This is a genomic window from Stenotrophomonas sp. MYb238 (assembly GCF_009496535.1).
Taxonomy (GTDB): domain Bacteria; phylum Pseudomonadota; class Gammaproteobacteria; order Xanthomonadales; family Xanthomonadaceae; genus Stenotrophomonas.
Genome location: NZ_WIDL01000009.1, coordinates 93,807 through 114,345, shown reverse-complemented (window position 1 = coordinate 114,345; position 20,539 = coordinate 93,807). Strand labels below are relative to the sequence as shown.

General features: G+C 69.8%; 18 protein-coding genes and 1 pseudogene. 14 read left to right on the top strand and 5 right to left on the bottom strand.

Features of this window, described 5'->3' with window-relative positions:
• Nucleotides 1-73: 73 nt before the first annotated feature.
• Nucleotides 74-325 (bottom strand): hypothetical protein, encoded by a 252-nt coding sequence (locus CQ393_RS08200; protein WP_153191064.1) that lies wholly within the window; start codon nucleotides 323-325, stop codon nucleotides 74-76.
• Between the two features lie 198 nt (nucleotides 326-523).
• A complete protein-coding gene (locus CQ393_RS08195; protein WP_153191063.1) occupies nucleotides 524-976 on the bottom strand; it encodes a nucleoside deaminase in 453 nt (150 codons plus the stop codon).
• A 91-nt stretch (nucleotides 977-1,067) separates the two neighbouring features.
• On the opposite strand from CQ393_RS08195, the gene ubiE reads away from it, so the two are divergent.
• Together ubiE and CQ393_RS08185 are read left to right on the top strand one after the other, a co-directional pair.
• Nucleotides 1,068-1,832 (top strand): bifunctional demethylmenaquinone methyltransferase/2-methoxy-6-polyprenyl-1,4-benzoquinol methylase UbiE, encoded by a 765-nt coding sequence (gene ubiE, locus CQ393_RS08190; protein WP_153191062.1) that lies wholly within the window; start codon nucleotides 1,068-1,070, stop codon nucleotides 1,830-1,832.
• 104 nt (nucleotides 1,833-1,936) lie between these two features.
• Entirely contained in the window at nucleotides 1,937-3,889 is a 1,953-nt protein-coding gene (locus tag CQ393_RS08185; RefSeq protein ID WP_153191061.1) for a M1 family metallopeptidase, read from the top strand.
• 231 nt (nucleotides 3,890-4,120) lie between these two features.
• Here CQ393_RS08185 and CQ393_RS08180 read toward each other — a convergent pair whose 3' ends face one another.
• Nucleotides 4,121-5,434 carry an acetamidase/formamidase family protein gene (locus CQ393_RS08180; RefSeq protein WP_153191060.1) on the bottom strand — a complete coding sequence of 438 codons (1,314 nt, stop codon included), beginning with the start codon at nucleotides 5,432-5,434 and terminating at the stop codon, nucleotides 4,121-4,123.
• Nucleotides 5,435-5,612: 178 nt separating this feature from the next.
• The gene (locus CQ393_RS08175) at nucleotides 5,613-6,248 is read right to left on the bottom strand and encodes a TetR/AcrR family transcriptional regulator (RefSeq protein WP_153191059.1); all 636 of its coding nucleotides are present in this window, start codon (nucleotides 6,246-6,248) and stop codon (nucleotides 5,613-5,615) included.
• A gap of 122 nt (nucleotides 6,249-6,370) precedes the next feature.
• Here CQ393_RS08175 and CQ393_RS08170 point away from each other — a divergent pair, with 122 nt between their 5' ends.
• From CQ393_RS08170 to CQ393_RS08155, 4 genes are all read left to right on the top strand, one after another.
• A complete protein-coding gene (locus tag CQ393_RS08170; protein WP_153191058.1) occupies nucleotides 6,371-7,447 on the top strand; it encodes an MBL fold metallo-hydrolase in 1,077 nt (358 codons plus the stop codon).
• 75 nt (nucleotides 7,448-7,522) lie between these two features.
• Nucleotides 7,523-8,263 (top strand): hypothetical protein, encoded by a 741-nt coding sequence (locus CQ393_RS08165; protein WP_153191057.1) that lies wholly within the window; start codon nucleotides 7,523-7,525, stop codon nucleotides 8,261-8,263.
• Between the two features lie 149 nt (nucleotides 8,264-8,412).
• The gene (locus CQ393_RS08160; RefSeq protein WP_153191056.1) at nucleotides 8,413-8,805 is read left to right on the top strand and encodes a hypothetical protein; all 393 of its coding nucleotides are present in this window, start codon (nucleotides 8,413-8,415) and stop codon (nucleotides 8,803-8,805) included.
• On the top strand, nucleotides 8,805-9,044 hold the full coding sequence (locus CQ393_RS08155) for a hypothetical protein (protein ID WP_153191055.1): 240 nt from the start codon (nucleotides 8,805-8,807) through the stop codon (nucleotides 9,042-9,044). The genes CQ393_RS08160 and CQ393_RS08155 overlap by 1 nt, the downstream gene beginning before the upstream one ends.
• 91 nt (nucleotides 9,045-9,135) lie before the next feature.
• Here the strand turns inward: CQ393_RS08155 and CQ393_RS08150 are convergent, their stop codons facing one another.
• Complete coding sequence (locus CQ393_RS08150) at nucleotides 9,136-10,068, bottom strand: carbohydrate kinase family protein (protein ID WP_153191054.1); 933 nt, start codon at nucleotides 10,066-10,068, stop codon at nucleotides 9,136-9,138.
• 277 nt (nucleotides 10,069-10,345) lie between these two features.
• On the opposite strand from CQ393_RS08150, the gene CQ393_RS08145 reads away from it, so the two are divergent.
• From CQ393_RS08145 to CQ393_RS08110, 8 genes and pseudogenes are all read left to right on the top strand, one after another.
• Nucleotides 10,346-11,392, top strand: a complete 1,047-nt coding sequence (locus tag CQ393_RS08145) for a rod shape-determining protein (RefSeq protein WP_005419402.1) — start codon at nucleotides 10,346-10,348, stop codon at nucleotides 11,390-11,392.
• A 172-nt stretch (nucleotides 11,393-11,564) separates the two neighbouring features.
• Nucleotides 11,565-12,602: a rod shape-determining protein MreC gene (gene mreC / locus CQ393_RS08140; protein ID WP_343199846.1), complete on the top strand. Its 1,038-nt coding sequence runs from the start codon at nucleotides 11,565-11,567 to the stop codon at nucleotides 12,600-12,602.
• Nucleotides 12,599-13,084 (top strand): rod shape-determining protein MreD, encoded by a 486-nt coding sequence (mreD, locus tag CQ393_RS08135; protein WP_153191053.1) that lies wholly within the window; start codon nucleotides 12,599-12,601, stop codon nucleotides 13,082-13,084. The genes mreC and mreD overlap by 4 nt, the downstream gene beginning before the upstream one ends.
• A gap of 3 nt (nucleotides 13,085-13,087) precedes the next feature.
• Nucleotides 13,088-15,007 (top strand): annotated as a pseudogene (gene mrdA / locus CQ393_RS08130) (penicillin-binding protein 2); the annotation flags it as partial.
• Nucleotides 15,008-15,096: 89 nt separating this feature from the next.
• Nucleotides 15,097-16,209, top strand: a complete 1,113-nt coding sequence (rodA, locus tag CQ393_RS08125; RefSeq protein WP_153191051.1) for a rod shape-determining protein RodA — start codon at nucleotides 15,097-15,099, stop codon at nucleotides 16,207-16,209.
• Nucleotides 16,210-16,824: 615 nt separating this feature from the next.
• Nucleotides 16,825-17,961 (top strand): lytic murein transglycosylase B, encoded by a 1,137-nt coding sequence (mltB, locus tag CQ393_RS08120; protein ID WP_153191050.1) that lies wholly within the window; start codon nucleotides 16,825-16,827, stop codon nucleotides 17,959-17,961.
• Nucleotides 17,958-19,166: a septal ring lytic transglycosylase RlpA family protein gene (locus tag CQ393_RS08115; protein ID WP_153191049.1), complete on the top strand. Its 1,209-nt coding sequence runs from the start codon at nucleotides 17,958-17,960 to the stop codon at nucleotides 19,164-19,166. The genes mltB and CQ393_RS08115 overlap by 4 nt, the downstream gene beginning before the upstream one ends.
• A 133-nt stretch (nucleotides 19,167-19,299) precedes the next feature.
• Complete coding sequence (locus CQ393_RS08110) at nucleotides 19,300-20,511, top strand: D-alanyl-D-alanine carboxypeptidase family protein (protein WP_153191048.1); 1,212 nt, start codon at nucleotides 19,300-19,302, stop codon at nucleotides 20,509-20,511.
• The last annotated feature ends 28 nt before the right edge of the window (nucleotides 20,512-20,539 follow it).

Here is a 20,539-nt window from a genome sequence, read left to right as displayed (position 1 = left end):
GCAGCGAGTCGGCACCCGCGCTGGAACGACGACGCCGGGGCATGCCCCGGCGTCGTCGTTCCGCTCCAGCCGCTCAGTTCCGGTGGGGCGGCTCGTCCAGCAGCTGCGCTTCCTCCACCGCGCCCAGCCGCTGCGCGAAGGCGGCCATGCGGTTGCACAGTTCGGCGCGGTGGTCGGGGAATTCGTCGGCCAGTTCGTTCTGGATCTGCTGGTAGGCATCCCAGAACGCGGCGGAGCGGCGGTGGCGGGCATAGTGGGCGCGCAGCCGCTCGCCGGCCTGGCGCAGCGATTGCCGATGGCGTCCATGTACGGGCGAAAGATGCATCGCGTCACCTCGATGGCAGTGCCCCCCTGCACGGCCGAGCATAGCCCGTATCGATGACAGGCAGGTGGCAGGCGCCCGACCGGCGCGGCCGGACGGGCGCCGCGTCACGGCCGGCGATGGTCCGGGCGCTGCGGCGAGAGCGGGCGCCCCTGGCGCCGCGGCTGCCGCAGATACCGGCGGCTCGCCCCGCCGGCCGCCTTATTCGCCGATGTCCTCGTTCCAGACCTCGGGGTTCTCTGCGATGTAGCGGCGCATCATGTCGATGCAGCCGGCGTCGTTCAGGTCGATGACCCTGACACCGTTTTCGCGCAGCCAGTCGATGCCGCCGCCGAAGGTCACCGATTCGCCGACCACCACGGTGCCGATGTTGAACTGGCGCACCAGCCCGGAGCAGTACCAGCACGGGGCCAGGGTGGTGACCATGATGGTGTCGCGGTAGCCGCGCTGGCGGCCGGCCTTGCGGAAGGCGTCGGTTTCGCCGTGGATCGACGGGTCGCCTTCCTGCACGCGGCGGTTGTGGCCGCAGCCGAGCAGGCGGCCGTCGCTGTGGTACAGCGCCGCGCCGATCGGGATTCCGCCCTCGGCCAGGCCCTGGCGGGCCTCGGCGATGGCGGTGTCGAGCAGGGCGCGGTAGTCGGGCGTGGCGATCATGGGGCGGGCATCCGTCGGGTGGCCGGCCATGATAGCGGTCCGTTCCCGGGCGCCGCCGCGCCGCCGGCGCGGGAGTGCGATAATCGGGCGCATGAGCGAATCCCCCTACAAGAGCGGCACCACCCACTTCGGCTTCCGCGACGTGCCGGCCAAGGACAAGCAGAAGCTTGTCGGCCAGGTGTTCACGTCGGTGGCCGACAACTACGACCTGATGAACGACCTGATGAGCCTGGGCATCCATCGGTTGTGGAAGCGCTACTTCGTGGCCACCGCGCAGGTGAAGCCGGGCGACCGCGTGCTCGACCTGGCCGGCGGCACCGGCGACATCGCCGTGCTGCTGAAGGAGCGCATCGGCGATGAAGGCAGCGTGGTGCTGGGCGACATCAATGCCGGCATGTTGTCGGTGGGCCGCGACCGCCTGACCAACCGCGGCCAGGTGTCCGGCTTCGAGTGGGTACAGCTCAACGCCGAGGCGCTGCCGTTCCCGGACCAGAGCTTCGACCTGGTGACCATTTCCTTCGGCCTGCGCAACGTCACCGACAAGGACGCCGCGCTGCGCGAGATGTACCGCGTGCTCAAGGTCGGCGGCCAGGCGCGCGTGCTGGAGTTCTCCGAGGTCACCGCCGACTGGTTCAAGCCGATCTACGATTTCCACTCGTTCAAGGTGCTGCCGAAGCTGGGCAGGCTGTTCGCGCGTGGCGACGGCGACAGTTACCAGTACCTGGCCGAGAGCATCCGCAAGCATCCGCCGCAGGAAGAGCTCAAGGCGATGATGGGCGAGGCCGGTTTCGCCCGCTGCCACTACAAGAACCTCAGCGCCGGCATCGTCGCCATCCATTCCGGCTACAAGATCTAGGAACGGGTGCGGGGAAACCAGGAACGAGCGGCGAAGCCGCGTCGTTCCCGCTTCCCGTCTCCTGCCGTTCCTCTCCACCCGTTCCTGCTTCCAGAGGTAACTCCATGCGTTCACCCTTCCTGATGCTGCCCCTGGCCGTCGCGCTCGCCGCCGGCTGCGCCAAGGACCCCGCCACCCCCGTTGCCGATCCGGTCGCCGAGAAGCCCGCCGCCGCCGTGAACACCCTCAGCCGCAGCCATGACGAAAGCTCCTACGCCGAGCCGGACAAGGTCGCCATCAAGGACCTGGCGCTGGACCTGAAGGTCGATTTCGACCAGAAGCAGATCGGCGGCACCGCCACCTACGCGCTGGAGTGGAAGGACAAGGCGGCCAAGCAGCTGGTGCTGGACACGCGCGAGCTGAGCATCGCCAAGGTCGAGGCGCTGGCCGCCGACGGCGCCGCCACGCCGCTGCAGCTCGAGCTGGCGCCGGCGGACAAGGTGTTCGGCAGCAAGCTGACCATCCAGACGCCGGACCAGCCGGCCAGCGTGCGCATCACCTACCACACCGCGCCGACCGCCTCGGGCCTGCAGTGGCTGGAGCCGTCGATGACCGAGGGCAAGAAGCTGCCCTTCATGTTCAGCCAGTCGCAGGCCATCCACGCCCGTTCGTGGGTGCCGCTGCAGGATACCCCGAGCGTGCGCTTCACCTACAGCGCGCACGTGACCAGCCGCCCGGACGTGATGGTGCTGATGAGCGCCGACAACGATCCCAAGGCCGCGCGCGACGGCGACTACACCTTCAAGATGCCGCAGCCGATCCCGTCCTACCTGCTGGCGATCGCCGCCGGCGACCTGGTGTTCGAGCCGATCTCCGGCCGCTCCGGCGTGTGGGCCGAACCGGCCATGGTCGGCAAGGCCGCCAAGGAGTTCGAGGACACCGAGAAGATGATCGGCGCGGCTGAGAAGCTGTACGGCGAATACCGCTGGGGCCGCTACGACATGCTGGTGCTGCCGCCGTCGTTCCCGTTCGGCGGCATGGAGAACCCGCGCCTGACCTTCGCCACCCCGACCGTGATCGTCGGCGACAAGTCGCTGGTCTCGCTGGTCGCCCATGAACTGGCGCACAGCTGGTCGGGCAACCTGGTGACCAACGCCAGCTGGAAGGACATCTGGCTCAACGAGGGCTTCACCACCTACGTGCAGGCGCGCATCACCGAGGCGCTGTACGGCCAGGAAGCGGCCGAGATGGAACGCGAGATCGACCAGACCGACCTGCTCAACGAAGTGAAGGACATGAGCCCGGCCGACCAGGCGCTGGCGCTGCCGCCGCTGACCGAGCGTGATCCGGACGAGGCGCTGAGCAACGTCGCCTACGTCAAGGGCGCGTGGTTCCTGCAGTTCCTGGAGCAGCGCTTCGGCCGCGAGGTGTTCGACCCGTTCCTGCGCGGCTGGTTCGACGACCACGCCTTCCAGAGCGCCAACACCGACCAGTTCGTCGACTACCTGAAGAAGAACCTGCTGCCGAAGAACCCGACCGCGGTGACCGAGGCCGAGCTGCATGCGTGGCTGGACGAGCCGGGCATCCCGTCGTTCGCGCCGAAGGCCCGTTCGCGCGGCTTCGCCGTGGTCGATACCGCGCGTATCGCCTGGCTGGGCAGCGAGCAGCTGCCGACCCACCAGGTGACCGACGAGTGGACCACCCAGGAATGGGTGCGCTTCATCGACGGCCTGGGCCAGACCGTGCCGGTGGCCAAGCTCGAGCAGCTGGACAAGGCCTACCACTTCACCGGTACGCCGAACGGCGAGATCGCCATGCGCTGGTATCCGCTGGCCATCCGCAGCGGCTACGCCCAGGCCCAGCCGGCCGCCGGCGAGTTCATCCAGAAGGTCGGCCGCCGCAAGCTGATCCTGCCGATCTACGCCGAACTGCTGAAGACGCCCGAGGGCCTGGCCTTCGCCAGGGAAGTGTTCGCTAGGGCGAAGCCGGGCTACCACCCGATCACCACCGCCTCGGTGGAAGACATGATCGCCAAGGCCGAAGCCGCGCCGAAGCAGGACGCGGCGCTGAAGCCGTAATCGGCGGTAACGCGCTTCACTGCAGACGGCGGGCTTCGGCTCGCCGTCTGTCTTTCCATCCCCGCCAACGGCAGGGGTCCTGAAGCCCGGGCAAGCGCCACGCGCCCGGGACATGCAGATCGGCAGGGGGCTGGCGCGGAGCAGCAGGACGGACGCTTCTAGATGGCGAGTCCACGTCCCGCCGCGCTTGCCCGGGTTACGTATGCCGGAGTTCAACTCCGGTCACGGCATTCAGTCGCGCGCCTTCGCCGCCGCAGCCGGCAGGCCCTTCAATACCGATTTGTCGATCTTCGCCGCCACGCCAACACTGCGGCCGGCAAGATTGACCACGTTGTACTGCACCGCCACCCCCAGTACCTGGGTAGCCTGCGACATGTCCAGGCCGTAGGACTGGCGCAGCCACTGCAGCATCCCCGATGTCGCCAGGCGCAGCGCGTCGTCGCTGGAGCCGGCCTGTCCCAGGGTCATGATCTGGGTGGGCGATTCCACCCGCGGGGTGGCGATGGAATGCTGCTTGATCAGCTCGACCTTCAACACCACGTCCAGCGAGGTTTCCAGCGCCCATTGGCTGGTCTCGCCATCGCCCTGCAAGGCGTGCCCATCGCCCACATAGAGCAAGGCGCCGGGCTGCTGCACTTCCAGGTAGACCGTATTGCCCTGGACCACGGCGTTGAAATCCATGTTGCCGCCGAAGTCGCCGGTATCGCCGGTGGAGAAGGGCGGGTAGCCAAAACCGGGGGCGACGGCGAGACCGCCGAGCATCGGTTTGACCGGGATTTCGAAGTCCTTCAACGCGCCGCTGGCGCCTTGCGGCCGCGCCGTGCCGCGTGTGCGATCCAGTTCCCAGCGGACCGGATTGCCCAGCGCCGATGTCTCGGTGGCGATGCGGGGGGTCTTCAGGCGCCCGACGATGCCGTCGAGGCTGTCGGCATAGTCGCGGTTGAGCTTGAGGGAGCTGATGGTGATCGCCAGGGTGTCGCCGGGCTCGGCACCGGCGACGAAGAAGGGACCGACCTGCGGGTTGCCGAACAAGGCGCGGGTGATGCCGTTCTCGTCGACGCCACCGGAATCCAGGGTCCTGGTCTGCACCGAATCGCCGGGCCAGATCACCAACGCCGGGGCGCGGTCGGCGCTGAAGGTATTGGAGTAATCGCTCGGCGTAAAACGGTGCAGGCGCGGTGCGTTGTCCGGCCGTACCGGCACCCGCCAGGCGCTGAAATCATGCGCGGCACGCGCGCTGCGGTTGTTGGTGTCCGGCTCATCGCTGCGGCCTTGCATGCGGCTGCCATCGATGCGGCCATCGTAGTGATAGACCTGCCCGTCACTGCCGGTTGCGGTGAACTTCAGCCGTGCGCCGTTCACGCTGCCGGTGATCGGGTCGCCGCCCAGTGTTCCGCTGACGCGCGTGCCTTGCACGTCCAGATTCAAGGTCTGCCTGGCGGTATTGCCCCATAGATCGGTGGCCAGGATCCATTGATCGGCAGCGAGGGTGGTGAGCGGGAATGCGGACAACAACAGCGATGACAGTTTCAGTGAAGTGCGCATGTTGCCGGTGTCTGCGAAAGGTCCGGTGGACGTGTTCGCGGAGTGTACGAATGGCCGTGCCGCCCTCGCAGTGTCAAACGTAACGACACTTGTAGTCAGCCCGGCCGCCGTAAAGCCGAGCAATGAATCCCGCGGCAGGCTGCCGGAGTGGGCGGCTGATGCCGGTGCCGCGCGGCACTCAAGGCGCGGGTGCGCGCACCGCCAGGAACATGTCCACGCAGTCGTGCATCAGCCGCTGCTGCGCGGCGGCATCCAGCGGTGCGGCGCCCATCGCGATCTGCGGCCAGAACGCGAACGCCTTGACCATGCCCTGAAGCTGATGGGCGGCGTCGGCCGGGGCGAGGTCGTCGCGCAGGCGGCCATCGGCCTGTGCCGCGCGGATCCAGCTGGTCAGGCCTTCTTCCTTCTCGGCCAGCTTGTCCATCATCACCCGCGCGCGCTCGGGCGCGTGCACCAGCTCGGCCATGGCCACCCGCGACAGGTCGATGAAGCTGGCGTCGCCGAGCAGGCGCAGTTTCTGCGCGACGAAGGCCAGCAGTTGTTCGCGCAGCGGCCGCGCCGGGTCGTAACCGGGTGCGTCCAGCGACCGGCTGGCTTCCCACAGCTGCCAGAGGATGGCGGTGAACAGCTCGTCCTTGCTGGCGAAGTGGTTGTAGACCGTGCGCTTGGAAACCCCGGCGGTGGCGGCGATGCGGTCCATGCGGGTGCCGGCGAAGCCGAATTCGCGGAACTCGGCGACCGCCGCGCGGAGGATGGCCTCGCGTTTGCGGTCGGTCAGGCGGGTGGGGCGGCCGGGCAGGTTCATGGCGGTCATTTTACACCGTTCAGTTTACTTTTCTGGAAGGCGAAGTAGACTCTGCGGTGTACTTTTCAGGGCAAGCCCCGATGACGCGCCGCCTGCCCCGCATCCTCCTCCTCGTGACGGTATTGATCGCCATGTCCATCGGACTGCTGACCTGCGGCGCCCATCCGGCCGCCACCTACGACCGGTCGCCGCACTACGGCGAAGGCCGATTCCACAACGCCGATCCCGCCGCCAAGGTGTCGCCGGGTTTTTCGGGCACTGTCCGCGCGCTGTGGCGGCTGCTGTTCGACAAGCCGGTCGATGCCAGCCCGCTGGCGCCGGTCCCGGTGCGGCGGCTGAGCCGGCAGGCGCTGCTGGAGGCGCCGGACGACAGCCTGTGGCGGCTGGGGCATTCGACCCTGCTGCTCAAGCTGGACGGCCATTTCTGGCTGACCGACCCGGTGTTCTCCGAGCGCGCCTCGCCGATGTCGTTCATGGGGCCCAAGCGCTTTCATGCGCCACCGCTGTCCATCGACGAACTGCCGGAAATCACCGGCGTGGTCATTTCCCACGACCATTACGACCACCTCGACCGCGCCGCGGTGCTGGCGCTGGCGCCGAAGGTGCGGCACTTCGTGACCGCGCTGGGCGTGGGCGACCGTCTTGCCGCCTGGGGCGTGCCGGCGGCGAAGATCGAGCAGCTGGACTGGTGGCAGGAAACGCGGGTGGAGGGGCTGAAGATCGCCGCCACCCCGGCCCAGCATTTCTCCGGGCGCGGCCTGTCCGACGGCAACCGCACGCTGTGGGCGTCGTGGGTGCTCGATACCGGCCGCACGCGGATCTTCTTCAGCGGCGACAGCGGCTACTTCGACGGTTTCGCCCGCATCGGCGAGCGCTACGGCCCGTTCGACCTGAGCATGGTCGAGACCGGCGCCTACGATGCCGGCTGGCCCGGCGTGCACATGCAGCCCGAACAGAGCCTGCAGGCGCACCTGGACGTGCGCGGCAAGGTGATGATGCCGATCCACAACGGCACCTTCGACCTTGCGCTGCATCCGTGGACCGAGCCGTTCGAAAGCATCCTCGCGCTGGCGCGGCAGCGCGGCGTGGCGCTGGCCACGCCGGAGATGGGCGAGCGGCTGGACATCCACGCGCCGTCGCCGCCCATGCCCTGGTGGCGCGAAGGGCAGCCGGCGAATAAGCAGGCCCACGCGCTCGTGCGGGAATGACGGAGCGCCATGCGGATGTTTAAAGTGGACGCCGTCGCGTGGCATCGCCGCGCATCGTCCCCGCGGAGTCGCCCGATGAAACCCCTGATCCTTGGCGCCCTGTGCGTCGTCGCCCTGGCCGCCTGCGGCAACCCGGAGGCCGAGCGCCAGCAGCGCGAGGCCGCCGCCGCGCAGGAGCGCGCCAAGCGCGAAGCCGATGCCGAGGGCATCGCCAGGCTCTACGACGCGGCGGTGACCGCCACCGAATGGGAGAAGGCGCGTGTCCATGGCGCCGCGCTGCTCGACCAGTTCCCGGAGTCGGACGCGGCCAGGCGCATCGAGCCCGGCTTCGCCGAGGTGAAGGAAAAGGCCGAGGCCGCGCGCGAACTGCGCCGCATGCAGGGCCTGTGGAGCTACAACCAGGTGTCGGTCGGCAGCAAGGGCGTGCAGCGCTCGGCGATGATCCAGGGCAAGGAGCGGGTCGATGTCGACGGCAGCGGCCCCAAGGTGGTGCAGCTGGTGTTCCGCGACCACCCGGAATGGAAACGCCACGCCTACCTGGTGCTGCAGACCGGCGATTTCGCCAAGGCCTGCTACGCCAGCTGCCAGGTCACGGTGACGGTGGACGACCAGGCGCCGCGGCGGATGGCCGCCTACCGCCCGGACACCGACGAGGCCATCGCGATGTTCGTCACCGACAACCGCGGCCTGTGGCGGCTGGCGCGCAAGGCCAGGACGATCCGCATCGAGTTCCCGGTAAAGGCCGGCGGCACCCGCGCCGCGGTGTTCGAGACCGGCGGCCTGGACGGCAGCCAGATGCCCGCGGGCTGGGATTGAATCCGGTGGCGGTGGGCGGCAGGTCCCGGCAGCCATGCGGCGGTACGCCCCGCAGGCACGCCTCGCGCGCGGCTTGGCTGTGCGCGCTGGTCGTCCTGTTTTCGCTGCCGGCGTCGCCGGCGGCGGCATGCGGCAGCCTGCCCGCGGACATGCACCGCCGGCTCGTGGCCGAGGACCTGCAACGGCAGCAGGCCCTGGCCGCCGCGCTGGCCGCCAAGGCCGATACCATCGTGATCGCCGACGTCCTGTCGGTGGCGGCGGACGGCGCGCGGGTGCGCGTGCGCCAGCGCATCAAGGGGGCGGGGGACGCGGAACTGCAGGTCGCTCCGGCGAACCGGCTCGACGCGCTCGGCTGCCTGCCCTCGGCGGATTTCGGCAACGTCGCGCTGCGGCCGGGGGAGCACTACCTGTTCTACCTGGCCGACGGCACCGTGCTGCGTGCCGGCAACCTGCGGCGCGGGCAGGAGGAACTCACCCTGGCGCAGGAACTGGTGCAGGCGCGCGCACCGATGGCGCCGCCGGCAACGACGGAGGCGCGGTGATGGATCTTGCGATCGTGCTCGTTGTCAGCGTGCTGGCCATCGCCCTGCACGTGGTGCTGTACCTGGTGTTCCGGCGCTGGATGGATCGCGACCTGGCGCTGTCCCTGGCCGGCGACGACGAGGACAAGCGGCGCTACATGCTCGATTGCCTGCGGCGCGCCAAGGCCGAAGGCGTGCGCAAGCGCGACCTGCAGGCCTGGCTGGAGCGCGAGGCGGTCCGCTACGGTCCGCTGGAATAGCCCCCGGCTGCGGAAGCGGAATCCCCGCCATCGCCGCAACGAGAAACGGCGCCTTCCGGCGCCGTTTCCGCAGGTGTCCGGACCCGCCGGATCAGAGCGCGTAGCCGAACTGCTGCTTGAACTGCTCGTTGAATTCGTCGAAGTCGAAGCGCTGGTTCTGCGTGCCCGGGTGTTCGACCTTCAGCGCGCCCATCAGGTTGCCCATGCGGCCGATGGTCAGCCAGTCGTAGCCCTTCTGGATGCCGTAGATCAGGCCGGCGCGGAACGCATCACCGCAGCCGGTCGGGTCGACCACGCGGCGCTCGTGCGCCGGCGGGATGTCATAGCTCTTTTCCGGCGTGTGGATCACCGCGCCCTTGGGGCCGCGGGTGGTGATGTAGGCCTTGACCCGGTCGACGATCTCCTTCTCGTTCCAGCCGGTGCGCTCCTGCAGCAGGTTGGACTCGTAGTCGTTGACCACCACGTAGTCGGCCTGCTCGATGAAGGTGCGCAGTTCCGGGCCGTTGAACAGCGGCATCGCCTGGCCCGGGTCGAAGATGAACGGCACGCCCATCTCCTTGAACTCGATGGCGTTCTGGATCATGCCTTCGCGGCCGTCCGGGCCGACCAGGCCCAGGGTCACGCCCGGCACGTCCTTCACGTGGTTCTCGTAGGACCGCATCATCGCGCCCGGGTGGAAGGCGGTGATCTGGTTGTTGTCGTGGTCGGTGGTGATGAACGCCTGCGGGGTGAACAGTTCCTCGATCACGCGCACGCGGCTCAGGTCGATGCCCAGCGCGTCGAAGTGCTCGCGGTACGGGCCGAAGTCCGAACCCACCGTGCCCATCGGGATCGGGGCGCCGCCCAGCAGGTGCAGGTTGTAGGCGATGTTGCCGGCGCAGCCGCCGAACTCGCGGCGCATGCGCGGCACCAGGAAGGACACGTTCAGGATGTGCACCTTGTCCGGCAGGATGTGGTTCTTGAACTGGTCCGGGAACACCATGATGGTGTCGAAGGCAAGGGAACCACAGATCAGTGCGGACATCGCGGACGGGCCTATACGGGTAAAGGGAAAGCACCGCCGTGCGGGCGCAGGCGGGTCGGGCGCGGACCTGCGCCAAAGTGCGTAAGGGTACCGGCTGCGGCGGCGCTCGGCCAGAACCGCGTGTCGTCCGGGGCGGCCGGACAAGGCCGCCAAACCCGCTCCGGGCATGGATTTTCCTTGCCCGTGCGGGGGTGGGTTGATAGGCTAGCCACCCCCCGATTTCTGCCCATTTTTTCGCCATCCGGCGTGGGCGCGCGCTCTCAGGATCACTCCCCAGATGTTCAAGAAGCTCCGCGGCATGTTCTCCAATGACCTGTCCATCGACCTGGGCACGGCCAACACTCTCATCTATGTGCGGGGGCAGGGGATCGTGCTGAACGAGCCGTCGGTCGTGGCCGTGCGCCAGGACCGCGCCATCGGCGGCACCCGCTCGGTCGCCGCGGTCGGCGCCGAGGCCAAGCAGATGCTGGGCCGTACCCCGGGCCACATCACCACCATCCGCCCGATGAAGGACGGCGTCATCGCCGACTTCACCTACACCGAGGCGATGCTCAAGCACTTCATCAAGAAGGTGCACAAGTCGCGCGTGCTGCGCCCGAGCCCGCGCGTGCTGGTGTGCGTGCCGGCCGGCTCGACCCAGGTCGAGCGCCGCGCCATCAAGGAGTCGGCCGAGGAAGCCGGCGCCCGCGACGTGTTCCTGATCGAGGAGCCGATGGCCGCGGCGATCGGCGCCGGCATGCCGGTCACCGAGGCGCGCGGCTCGATGGTCATCGACATCGGCGGTGGCACCACCGAGGTGGCGGTGATCTCGCTCAACGGCATCGTCTACTCGGCCTCGGTCCGCATCGGCGGCGACCGTTTCGACGAGTCGATCACCAATTACGTGCGCCGCAACCACGGCATGCTGATCGGCGAAGCCACTGCCGAGCGCATCAAGGTCGAGCTGGGCTGCGCCTACCCGCAGGCGGAAGTGATCGAGATGGAAATCTCCGGCCGCAACCTCGCCGAGGGCGTGCCGAAGATGATCAAGATCAGCTCCAACGAGGTGCTGGAAGCTCTGCACGAGCCGCTGTCGGGGATTGTTTCGGCGGTCAAGCTGGCGCTGGAGCAGACCCCGCCGGAACTGTGCGCCGACGTCGCCGAGCGCGGCATCGTGCTGACCGGTGGCGGCGCCCTGCTGCGCGACCTGGACCGCCTGATCTCCGAGGAGACCGGCCTGCACGTGCAGGTGGCCGACGACCCGCTGACCTGCGTGGCCCGCGGCGGCGGCCGCGCGCTGGAACTGGTCGACATGCACGGCAACGAGTTCTTTGCGCCGGAGTGACGCGCGAAGCTGGGAAGGGGGAAACGGGAATGAACAACCATCGGCTTTCCCGCCCTTTCCCGTTCCGTGATTGCCATTGTCCCGATCCGCGGTCCGCGTCGCGCCGTGAACGCGGAAGCCGTCGCGCACGTCCGTTCCCCTTTCCCCATTTCCCGTTCCCGGTAGTCGCACTGTGCCGCCCTATGCCGGTCCACCCGTAGCCTCCCGCCAGGGCGACGCCAGCAGCACGCTGCGGCTGCTGGCCTACCTGGCGTTGGCGATCATCCTGATCGTGCTGGACGACCAGGGCGGCTGGCTGTCGCGCCTGCGCGCGCAGGCCGGCGTGGCGGTGCAGCCGGTGTGGGCGCTGGCCGGCCTGCCCGGGCGCCTGGGCGCCTCGGTGCGCGACAACGCCGCCAGCCACAACCAGCTGGTCGCCGAGAACCGCGAGCTGCGCAACCAGCTGCTGCTGGCCAACGCGCGCCTGACCCGCCTGCAGACCGCTGCGCTGGACAACGCCCAGCTGCGCGAACTGTTGAACGTGGCCGAGCGCAGCGGCCTGGACGTGCAGCTGGCGCCGATCCTGGACATCGACCTGGACCCGGTGAAGCAGCGCCTGGTGCTGGACGCCGGCAGCCGCGAAGGCGTGCGCGCCGGCCAGGCGGTGATCGACGCCGGCGGCCTGATGGGGCAGGTGATCGCGGTGACCCCGCTGCATTCGACCGTGCTGCTGCTGACCGATCCCGACCACGCCGTGCCGGTGACGGTGGCGCGCAACGGCGTGCGCCTGATCGCCTACGGCCGCGGCGACCGCCTGGAACTGCGCGACATCCCGCTCAGCGCCGGCGTGGAAGTGGGCGACGAGATCGTCACCTCCGGCCTGGGCGGGCGTTTCCCGGCCGGTTTCCCGGTGGGAAAGATCCTGGAACTGCGGCCGGACGACACCCACGCCTTCCTGGTCGGCGAGCTGGAGCCGGCGGCCAAGCTGGACCGCGGCCGCGACGTGCTGCTGCTGCGCTCGGTGCCCCAGATCCCGCGCATGCCGGTGACCACCGGCCTGGAACCGCCGGCCGGCGGCGACACCGCGCCCGGTCCGCGCCCGGCGCCGAACAACCCGGCGCCCGGGGCCGCCGCGCCGGCCGCGCCGACGGATACCCCTGCGGCGGCGCCCGCCGCGACCACGCCGCCCGCCACCGATGCGCCGGCGCCTCCGGCAGGAGACCGCCGATGAGCCGCCTGCGCAGCCGTGGCTGGGTATTGCCGGCCAGCCTCGCGCTGGCCCTGCTGCTGGGCCTGGTGCCGTTGCCGGAACTGCTGCAGCCGGTCCGCCCGTACTGGCTGGCGCTGGTGCTGGGCTACTGGGTGATCGAAACCCCCGAGCGGGTCGGGCTGGGCTTCGCCTTCTGCATCGGCGTGCTGGCCGACCTGCTGTACGGGGGCATCCTCGGCGAGCAGGCGCTGCGGCTGGTGGTGTTCGCCTTCATCCTGCAGCGCTTCCGCGCCCGCATCCGCTTCTTCCCGCTGTCGCAGCAGGCGCTGGCGATCGGCGGCCTGCTGCTCAACGACCGCATCATCAGCGCCGCCGTGCGCCTGTTCACCGCCGAGCCGCTGATGCCGTGGAGCTACTGGTGGGCGCCGCTGCCGGGCATGCTGCTGTGGCTGCCGATCTACGTGCTGCTGGACGCCGCGCGGCTGGGCAGGCGCGGGCACTGAGCCATGTACGGGCGGCGCCAGCACAAGAACCTGCAGGCCGAGGTCGAGCAGTTCCGGCGCCGCGCGGCGATCGGCTTCCTCGGCGTGCTGCTGGGGCTGGGCGTGCTGGGCGGCTGGTACTTCAAGCTGCAGGTGCTGGACCACGACGTTTACGCCACCCGCTCGGAAGCCAACCGCATCAAGGCGCGGCCGGTGGTGCCCGGGCGAGGGCTGATTTACGACCGCAAGGGCAGGCTGCTGGCCGAGAACGTGCCGGCGTTCCGCCTGGACGTGACCCCGAACAAGGTCGAGGACATGGCCGCCACGCTGGCCGGGCTGCGCACGATCTTCTCGCTCGGCGAGGAGGACATCGAGCGCTTCAACCAGTCGCGCAAGGCGCGGCGCAGCTTCGTGCCGGTCACGCTCAAGCTGCGCGTCAGCGACGAGGAGATGGCCCGCTTCGCGGTGGACCGCTGGCGCTATCCGGGCGTGGAACTGGAGCCCTACCTGACCCGCCGCTACCCGTACGGCGACCTGCTCGCGCACGTCATCGGCTACGTCGGCCGGGTCGACGACAAGGACCTGCTGGAACTGGGCGAGGGCAACGCGGCGCTGACCCATATCGGCAAGTCCGGGCTGGAGCGCTATTACGAGAACCAGCTGCGCGGCAAGGTCGGCTACGAGCGGGTCGAGACCAACGTGCAGGGACGCGCGATCCGCACCCTCGGCCGGGTGCCGGCGCAGTCGGGCACCGACCTGCGCTTGTCCATCGACGTCGACCTGCAGCAGGCGATGGTGACCGCGTTCGGCGAGCAGGAAGGCTCGGCGGTGGCGATCGACCCGCGCACCGGCGAGATCCTGGCCATGGTCAGCCTGCCGTCCTACGACCCCAACCTGTTCGTCAACGGCATCTCGCACGCCGACTTCAGGCGGCTCAACGAGAACCCCTCGCGGCCGCAGTTCAACCGCCTGGTGCTCGGCGGCGTGGCGCCCGGTTCCACGGTCAAGCCGTTCCTGGGCCTGGCCGGCCTGGACAGCGGCCTGCGCCGGCCGGAGGACAAGATCCTCTCGCGCGGCATGTTCTACCTGCCCGGCGTGAGCCGCGGCTGGGGCGACGCCAACCGCGGCGGCCATGGCTGGACCGACCTGCGCAAGTCGATCTCGCAGTCGGTCAATACCTACTACTACCAGCTCGGCGTGGACATGGGCGTGGAGCGCTACGACCAGTACATGGGCGGCCGCTACGGTTTCGGCCAGCCCACCGGCATCGACCTGGCCGGCGAGATCGGCGGCATCCTGCCGTCGCCGGCGGCCAAGGCCCGGCTGCGCAACGAGCGCTGGTACCCGGGCGACATGGTCAATGCCAGCATCGGCCAGGGCCTGTGGAAGGTGACCCCGCTGCAACTGGTGCGCGGCGTCGGCGGCCTGGCGTCCGGGCAGCTGCGCACGCCGCACCTGGTGGTCGAGCAGAAAGTGGGCTTCGATCACGACTGGGCGCCGTTGCCGCAGCCCGCGTCGCGGCCGATCAGCCCCAATCCGTCCAACCTGCAGGCGGTGCGCGAGGGCATGATGGGCACCATGCAGCCGGGCGGCAGCGGCTGGCGCGTGGCGTCCGGCGCGCCGTACCTGATGGCCGGCAAGACCGGTACCGCGCAGGTGATCAGCCGCAAGGGCACTGCCGCGGTGAACCCCAAGAACCTGCCGATGCACCTGCGCCACCGCGCGCTGTTCATCGGCTTCGCCCCCGCCGAGGAACCGCGGATCGCCATCGCCATCGCGGTCGAGGGCGGCGGCTACGGCGGTTCGGCCGCCGCGCCGATCGCGCGCAAGGTGTTCGACGCCTGGCTGCTGGGGGTGATGCCCGATGCGCAGGACGCCAGCGGCGGCACCGAAGGCGCGGCCGGCGCCACCGCCGCTGCGGCCGGCACGGTGCCTGCGGCGACCGCAGCGGGCGAAGCTACGCCGGTACCCGTGCCGTCCCCGGCGCCGCCGGCATCGACGCCAGCGCCGGTGCCGGCGCAGGAGGAACGGCGATGAGGGATTTCCTGCGCTGGCTGCTGGAGATGACCCAGCGCCTCACCCGCGGCCTGGACTGGCCGCTGCTGCTCGCGCTGGGCGCGCTGATGGCGATGGGCCTGGCGGTGCTGGACAGCGCCGGCGGCAGCAGCCTGGTGATGGCGCAGGGCGCGCGTTTCGGCGTCGGCCTGCTGGCGATGTGGGCGATCGCGCGGGTGCCGATCCTGCGCATCCGCGCCTGGACGCCGCTGATCTACGCGCTGTCGATGCTGCCGCTGCTGGCGGTGTTCGTCCTGGGCACCGGCAAATACGGCCGGCAGTGGCTGGACCTGAAGCTGTTCTACCTGCAGCCGGCGGAACTGCTCAAGGTGAGCATGCCGATGATGGTCGCCTGGTACCTGCACCGCATGCCGCTGCCGCCGCGCATACCGGTGGTACTGGTGGCCGGCGTGATCATCGGCGTGCCGACCGCGCTGGTGATGCTGCAGCCGGATTTCGGCACCGCGATGCTGATCGCCGCCAGCGGCGCCTTCGTGCTGCTGCTGGCCGGGCTGCCGTGGTGGTGGGTGGGGCTGGGCGTGGGCGGCGTCGCCGCAGCCGCGCCCGTCGCCTGGTTCTGGTTCCTGATGCCGTACCAGAAGGACCGCATCATGATGTTCCTGGACCCGGAGAGCGATGCGCTCGGCGCCGGCTGGAACATCATCCAGTCCAAGATCGCGATCGGGTCCGGCGGACTGGCCGGCAAGGGCTGGGGGCTGGGCTCGCAGTCGCACCTGAACTTCATTCCCGAGCAGACCACCGACTTCGCCTTCTCGGTGCTGAGCGAGGAGTTCGGCTGGATCGGCGTGGCCACGGTGCTGGCGCTCTACCTGTTCGTGGTCGGCCGCTGCCTGTGGATCGCGGTGCAGTCGCGCGACGGCTATTCGCGCCTGGTCGCCGGCGCCACCGGCCTGTCGTTCTTCGTCTACGCGCTGGTCAACGGCGGCATGATCTCCGGCCTGCTGCCGGTGGTCGGGGTGCCGATGCCGCTGATCAGCTACGGCGGCACGGCCGCCGTGTCGCTGCTGGCCGGCTTCGGCCTGGTGATGGCCGCGCGCAGCCACAACCCGGTGCACGGCGGCTACGGCTGACGCCCGCGCGCGCGGCGCGCAGGCCGCCCCGGACGGGGGGCGGGGCGATGGCCTGGACCGGGCGCGAAAGTGCGACGTCGGTCGGCGGCTTTGATCAGGATCAAACACTTGGTTTAACAAAAGCCTCACAATGGCGCCCGCCGCAGGACGCCGTCGCGCCGTGGCAGCCGGTCCGCGATCGCGGGCCGGCAAGACCGGAGGCCGCCGGCCGGGCGTGGGGAGACGCCCGGCCAGCGCGGGCATCCGGTCGGGTACCGGCCGCACCCACGGGATGGGAGGTGCGGCCGGTACCCCGGTTTTCCGCAGGATTCGCGCCGCTTACCGTTGATTTCGCCGCTGGAAGCCCAGTCACACGTCGCACGCGGACCACGCGGCGTCAGCCTGCCGCTTCCCTGTCCGTCGGCGCTCGACCTGCTGTCGGAGAATCCCGCGCCTCGGCCAAGGCGTTGTCCGACATCGACTCGCGGGGCTTTCTGACATTCTGCGTATTCAGTTTTCCTGCCTCGCGATGCGTTGTATCCGCGCTTCCACAGGAACCAGGGGGCAAGCTTCAATCCCGTTGCGATTCATGGTGTTATTGATGGAAATTCATCCATGACCTGTTAATCTCGGCCGATGATTCGACGCGTCCTGGTCTGCTGTCTCACCCTGGGCATGGTCGCCTGCGCGACCCAGCCCCAGGCTCCCGCCCCCGCCCCGCAACCGGTGGAAAAACCGGTCGGCAAGGGCACTGCACCGGCCGAAGCCGCGCCGGAGCGCAAACCGGACCTGCCGCCGGTGGACCTGACCCCGGTGCCGTTCGAGACCGCGCGCGCCAACTTCGTGCGCGACACCGCCGCGCGCTACAAACTGGACCCGGCCTATATCGAATCGGTGCTGGCGCAGGCGCAGATCCGCGAACCGATCATCGCCGCCATGTCGCGCCCGGCCGAGCGGGTCAAGCCGTGGAACGAGTACCGGCCGATGTTCATCAGCCAGGCGCGCATCGACGGCGGCAAAAAGTTCCTGGCCCAGCATCGCGCCGAACTCCAGCGCGTGCAGGACCGCACCGGCGTGCCGGCCGAGGTGATCGTGGCGATCATCGGGGTGGAGACCAGCTACGGCGCCAATGCCGGCAACCACCGCGTGCTCGACGCGCTGTACACGCTGGCGTTCAAGTACCCGCGCAGCGGCGACCCGGAAAAACTCGAGCGCGAGGTGCGGCGCGAACTGTTCTTCCGCGACGAACTGGCCAAGCTGTTCGAACTGGGCGCGCTGGAGAAGCTGGACATCGCCGCGCTCAAGGGCAGCTACGCCGGGGCGATGGGCATGGGCCAGTTCATGCCCTCCAGCTACCTGGACTACGCCGTGGACGGCGATGGCGACGGCCGCCGCGACCTGTTCAACAGCTTTGATGACGTGTTCGCCTCCATCGCCAACTACTTCGTGAAGAAGGGCGGCTGGGTGCGCGGCGGCACGGTCGCGGTGCCGGCCACGCTCGATGCCGGCCGCGAGGAACTCAACCCGGTCGACTGGACGCCGAACCTGGGCCTGGACGCCCTGGCCGCGAGCGGTTACCACCCGGTCGTGCCGGTGCGTGCGGCCGGCGCCACCGCCACGCCGATCACGCTGGAAGGCAGCAACGGCAAGCAGTACTGGCTGGGCTTCCAGAACTACTACGCGATCACCCGCTACAACCTCTCCAAGATGTACGCGATGGCCGTGTTCCAGCTGTCGCAGGCCATCGCCGGCCGCGAGTTGCCGCCGGCATGAACATCCGCTGGCTGGTCCCCGCGTTGATCGTGCTCGGGCTGGCCGCCTGCAGCAGCGCGCCGCCCAAGCCGAAGTCCGCCGGCCACGGCCAGGGCCAGCCGGCCGGCAGCGTGGTGCAGGGGCGTGGCGGCCGTCCGCCGCATTGCCCGGAGGGCTCGCCCTACGCCAAGGCGCAGGAGGATCCCGGCACGCGCGGCAATTACGTCGCCGGCGGCCTGTACCGCCCGGGCGTGAAGGACAGCACGCCCGACTACGTGCCCGACGTGGCCTGCATTCCCGAGCCGGTGGTGCGCGAGGAGCCGCGTTCGGCCGTCGGCAACAGGTCGCCGTACGTGGTGCTGGGCAAGGAATACCGGGTGATGGAGCGGGTCGACGAATACGTCGAGCAGGGCACCGCGTCCTATTACGGCGCCAAGTTCCACGGCCGCCTGACCTCCAATCGCGAGGTCTACGACATGTACCAGTTCACCGCCGCGCACAAGACGCTGCCGCTGCCCAGCTTTGCCCGCGTCACCAACCTGGACAACGGCGAGTCGGTGATCGTGCGGGTCAACGACCGCGGCCCGTTCCACGACGGCCGGGTGATCGACCTGAGCTACGCCGCGGCGGTGCGGCTGGGCATCACCCAGCGCGGCACCGGCCGGGTGGAGGTGCGCGGGCTGGCGCCGGGCAGCGACAACCTGCTGGCCGCCGGCGACAGGCCGCGCCCGGCACGCGGCCGTACCGCGGTGCCGGCTGCCACGACCGCCGCCGCGGCCGCGCCAGCGCCCAGCCGCATGGACCAACTGGTCGAGCGGTTGCCGACGCCGGCTGTCCCGCGCCCGGCCGAAGTCAGCGCCGCCGGTCCGGCGGCGCAGGCCGTGGCCGTGCAGGCGCTGCCTGCTTCCACCGCCACGGCGTCCCCGCCGCCGGCTTCCGCGGCCATCGCACCGGCGGCGCCAACGCCGGCGCCCGACGCGGCGGCGCGCGCGCTGGGCGCGATCCTGCTGCAGGTCGCCAGTTTCTCCAGCCGCGACAACGCTTCCCGCGCTTTGGGGCAGCTGAGCGCGGCCGGCATCGCCGGCGCCACGCTCAGCGATGTCGTCAGCGGCGGCCGCACGCTGTGGCGCCTGCGGGTGCCGGCCGACGACGTGGCCAAGGCGGCGGAACTTGCCGGCCGCATCGCCGGTCTGGGGTTCGGCAGGCCGCAGATCGTGCGCGATTGACCGCGGTCCTGCCGCCGGCCGTAACGCTCCGCCGGCCGCGTCCGCGCGACGCTGCCACCGATGCGATAGCGTCCGCACGTCCTACAATGACCGCCTGTTTTCCATTCCTTGTCCCGACAGGAACCGCTTTCCGATGAAATTCCGCTTTGCCGCCGCCGCCATGGCCACGACGTTCGCCATCGGCCTGGCCTCCGCCCAGACGCCCACCCCGGTTCCGACGCCCGCGCCGGCCGCCGCCGCCGCACCCGCCCAGGTGGCGATCCCGCCGGCCCCGGTGCCGTCCAAGTCCAGCGCCTGGGTGCTGATGGACTACGCCTCCGGGCAGGTGCTGGCCGGCGAGAACATCCACATGCCGCTGCCGCCGGCCAGCATCACCAAGGTGATGACGTCCTACGTGCTGGCGGCCGAGACCCGCAACGGCAAGATCAAGCCCGACGACCAGGTGATGATGAGCGAGCGCGCCTGGCGCGAGGGCGGCGCCGGCACCGACGGCAGCTACAGCGGCTTCCCGGTCAACCAGACCGCGCGCCTGGAGGACATGGAAAAGGGCATGGCGATCCAGTCGGGCAACGACGCCGCCATCGCCCTGGCCGAGCACGCCGCCGGCAGCCAGGAAGCCTTTGCTGCGCTGATGAACAACTATGCCGCCAAGCTCGGCATGAAGGACTCGCACTTCGTCAACGCCCACGGCCTGACCGCCGAGGGCCACCAGTCCAGCGCCTACGACCTGGCGCTGCTGGGCCGCGCGTTCGTGCGCGATTACCCGGAAACTTACGCCTACAACAAGATCAAGGAATTCACCGTAGGCAACATCACCCAGCCCAACCGCAACCTGCTGCTGTGGCGCGACGCGAGCGTGGACGGCATCAAGACCGGCCATACCTCGGCGGCCGGCTACTGCCTGCTCAGCTCGGCCCAGCGCGGCGACCAGCGCCTGATCGCGGTGCTGATGGGCGGCGCCTCGGAAAAGCAGCGTGCCGACGACAGCCTGGCGCTGCTCAACTGGGGCTTCCGCTTCTTCGAGACCCACCGCCTCTACGAAACCGGCAAGGCGGTGACCACGCAGCACGTATGGAAGGGCGCCGCCGACGAAGTGCAGCTGGGCGTGGCGCAGCCGCTGCTGGTCAGCGTGCCGCGCGGCCGCTATGCGGACCTCAAGCCCAGCATGGACGTGCCCAGGCAGCTGGTGGCGCCGATTGCCGCGGGCCAGCAGATCGGTACGGTGAAGGTGGCGTTGGACGGCAAGATCGTCGCCGAGTCGCCGCTGGTGGCGGTGCAGGCGGTGGAGGAGGGCGGCTTCTTCAAGCGCCTGTGGGACGCCTTCATGATGTGGTGGAAGTCCTGAGCGGACGCATGAAAAAAGCCGGCGCAAG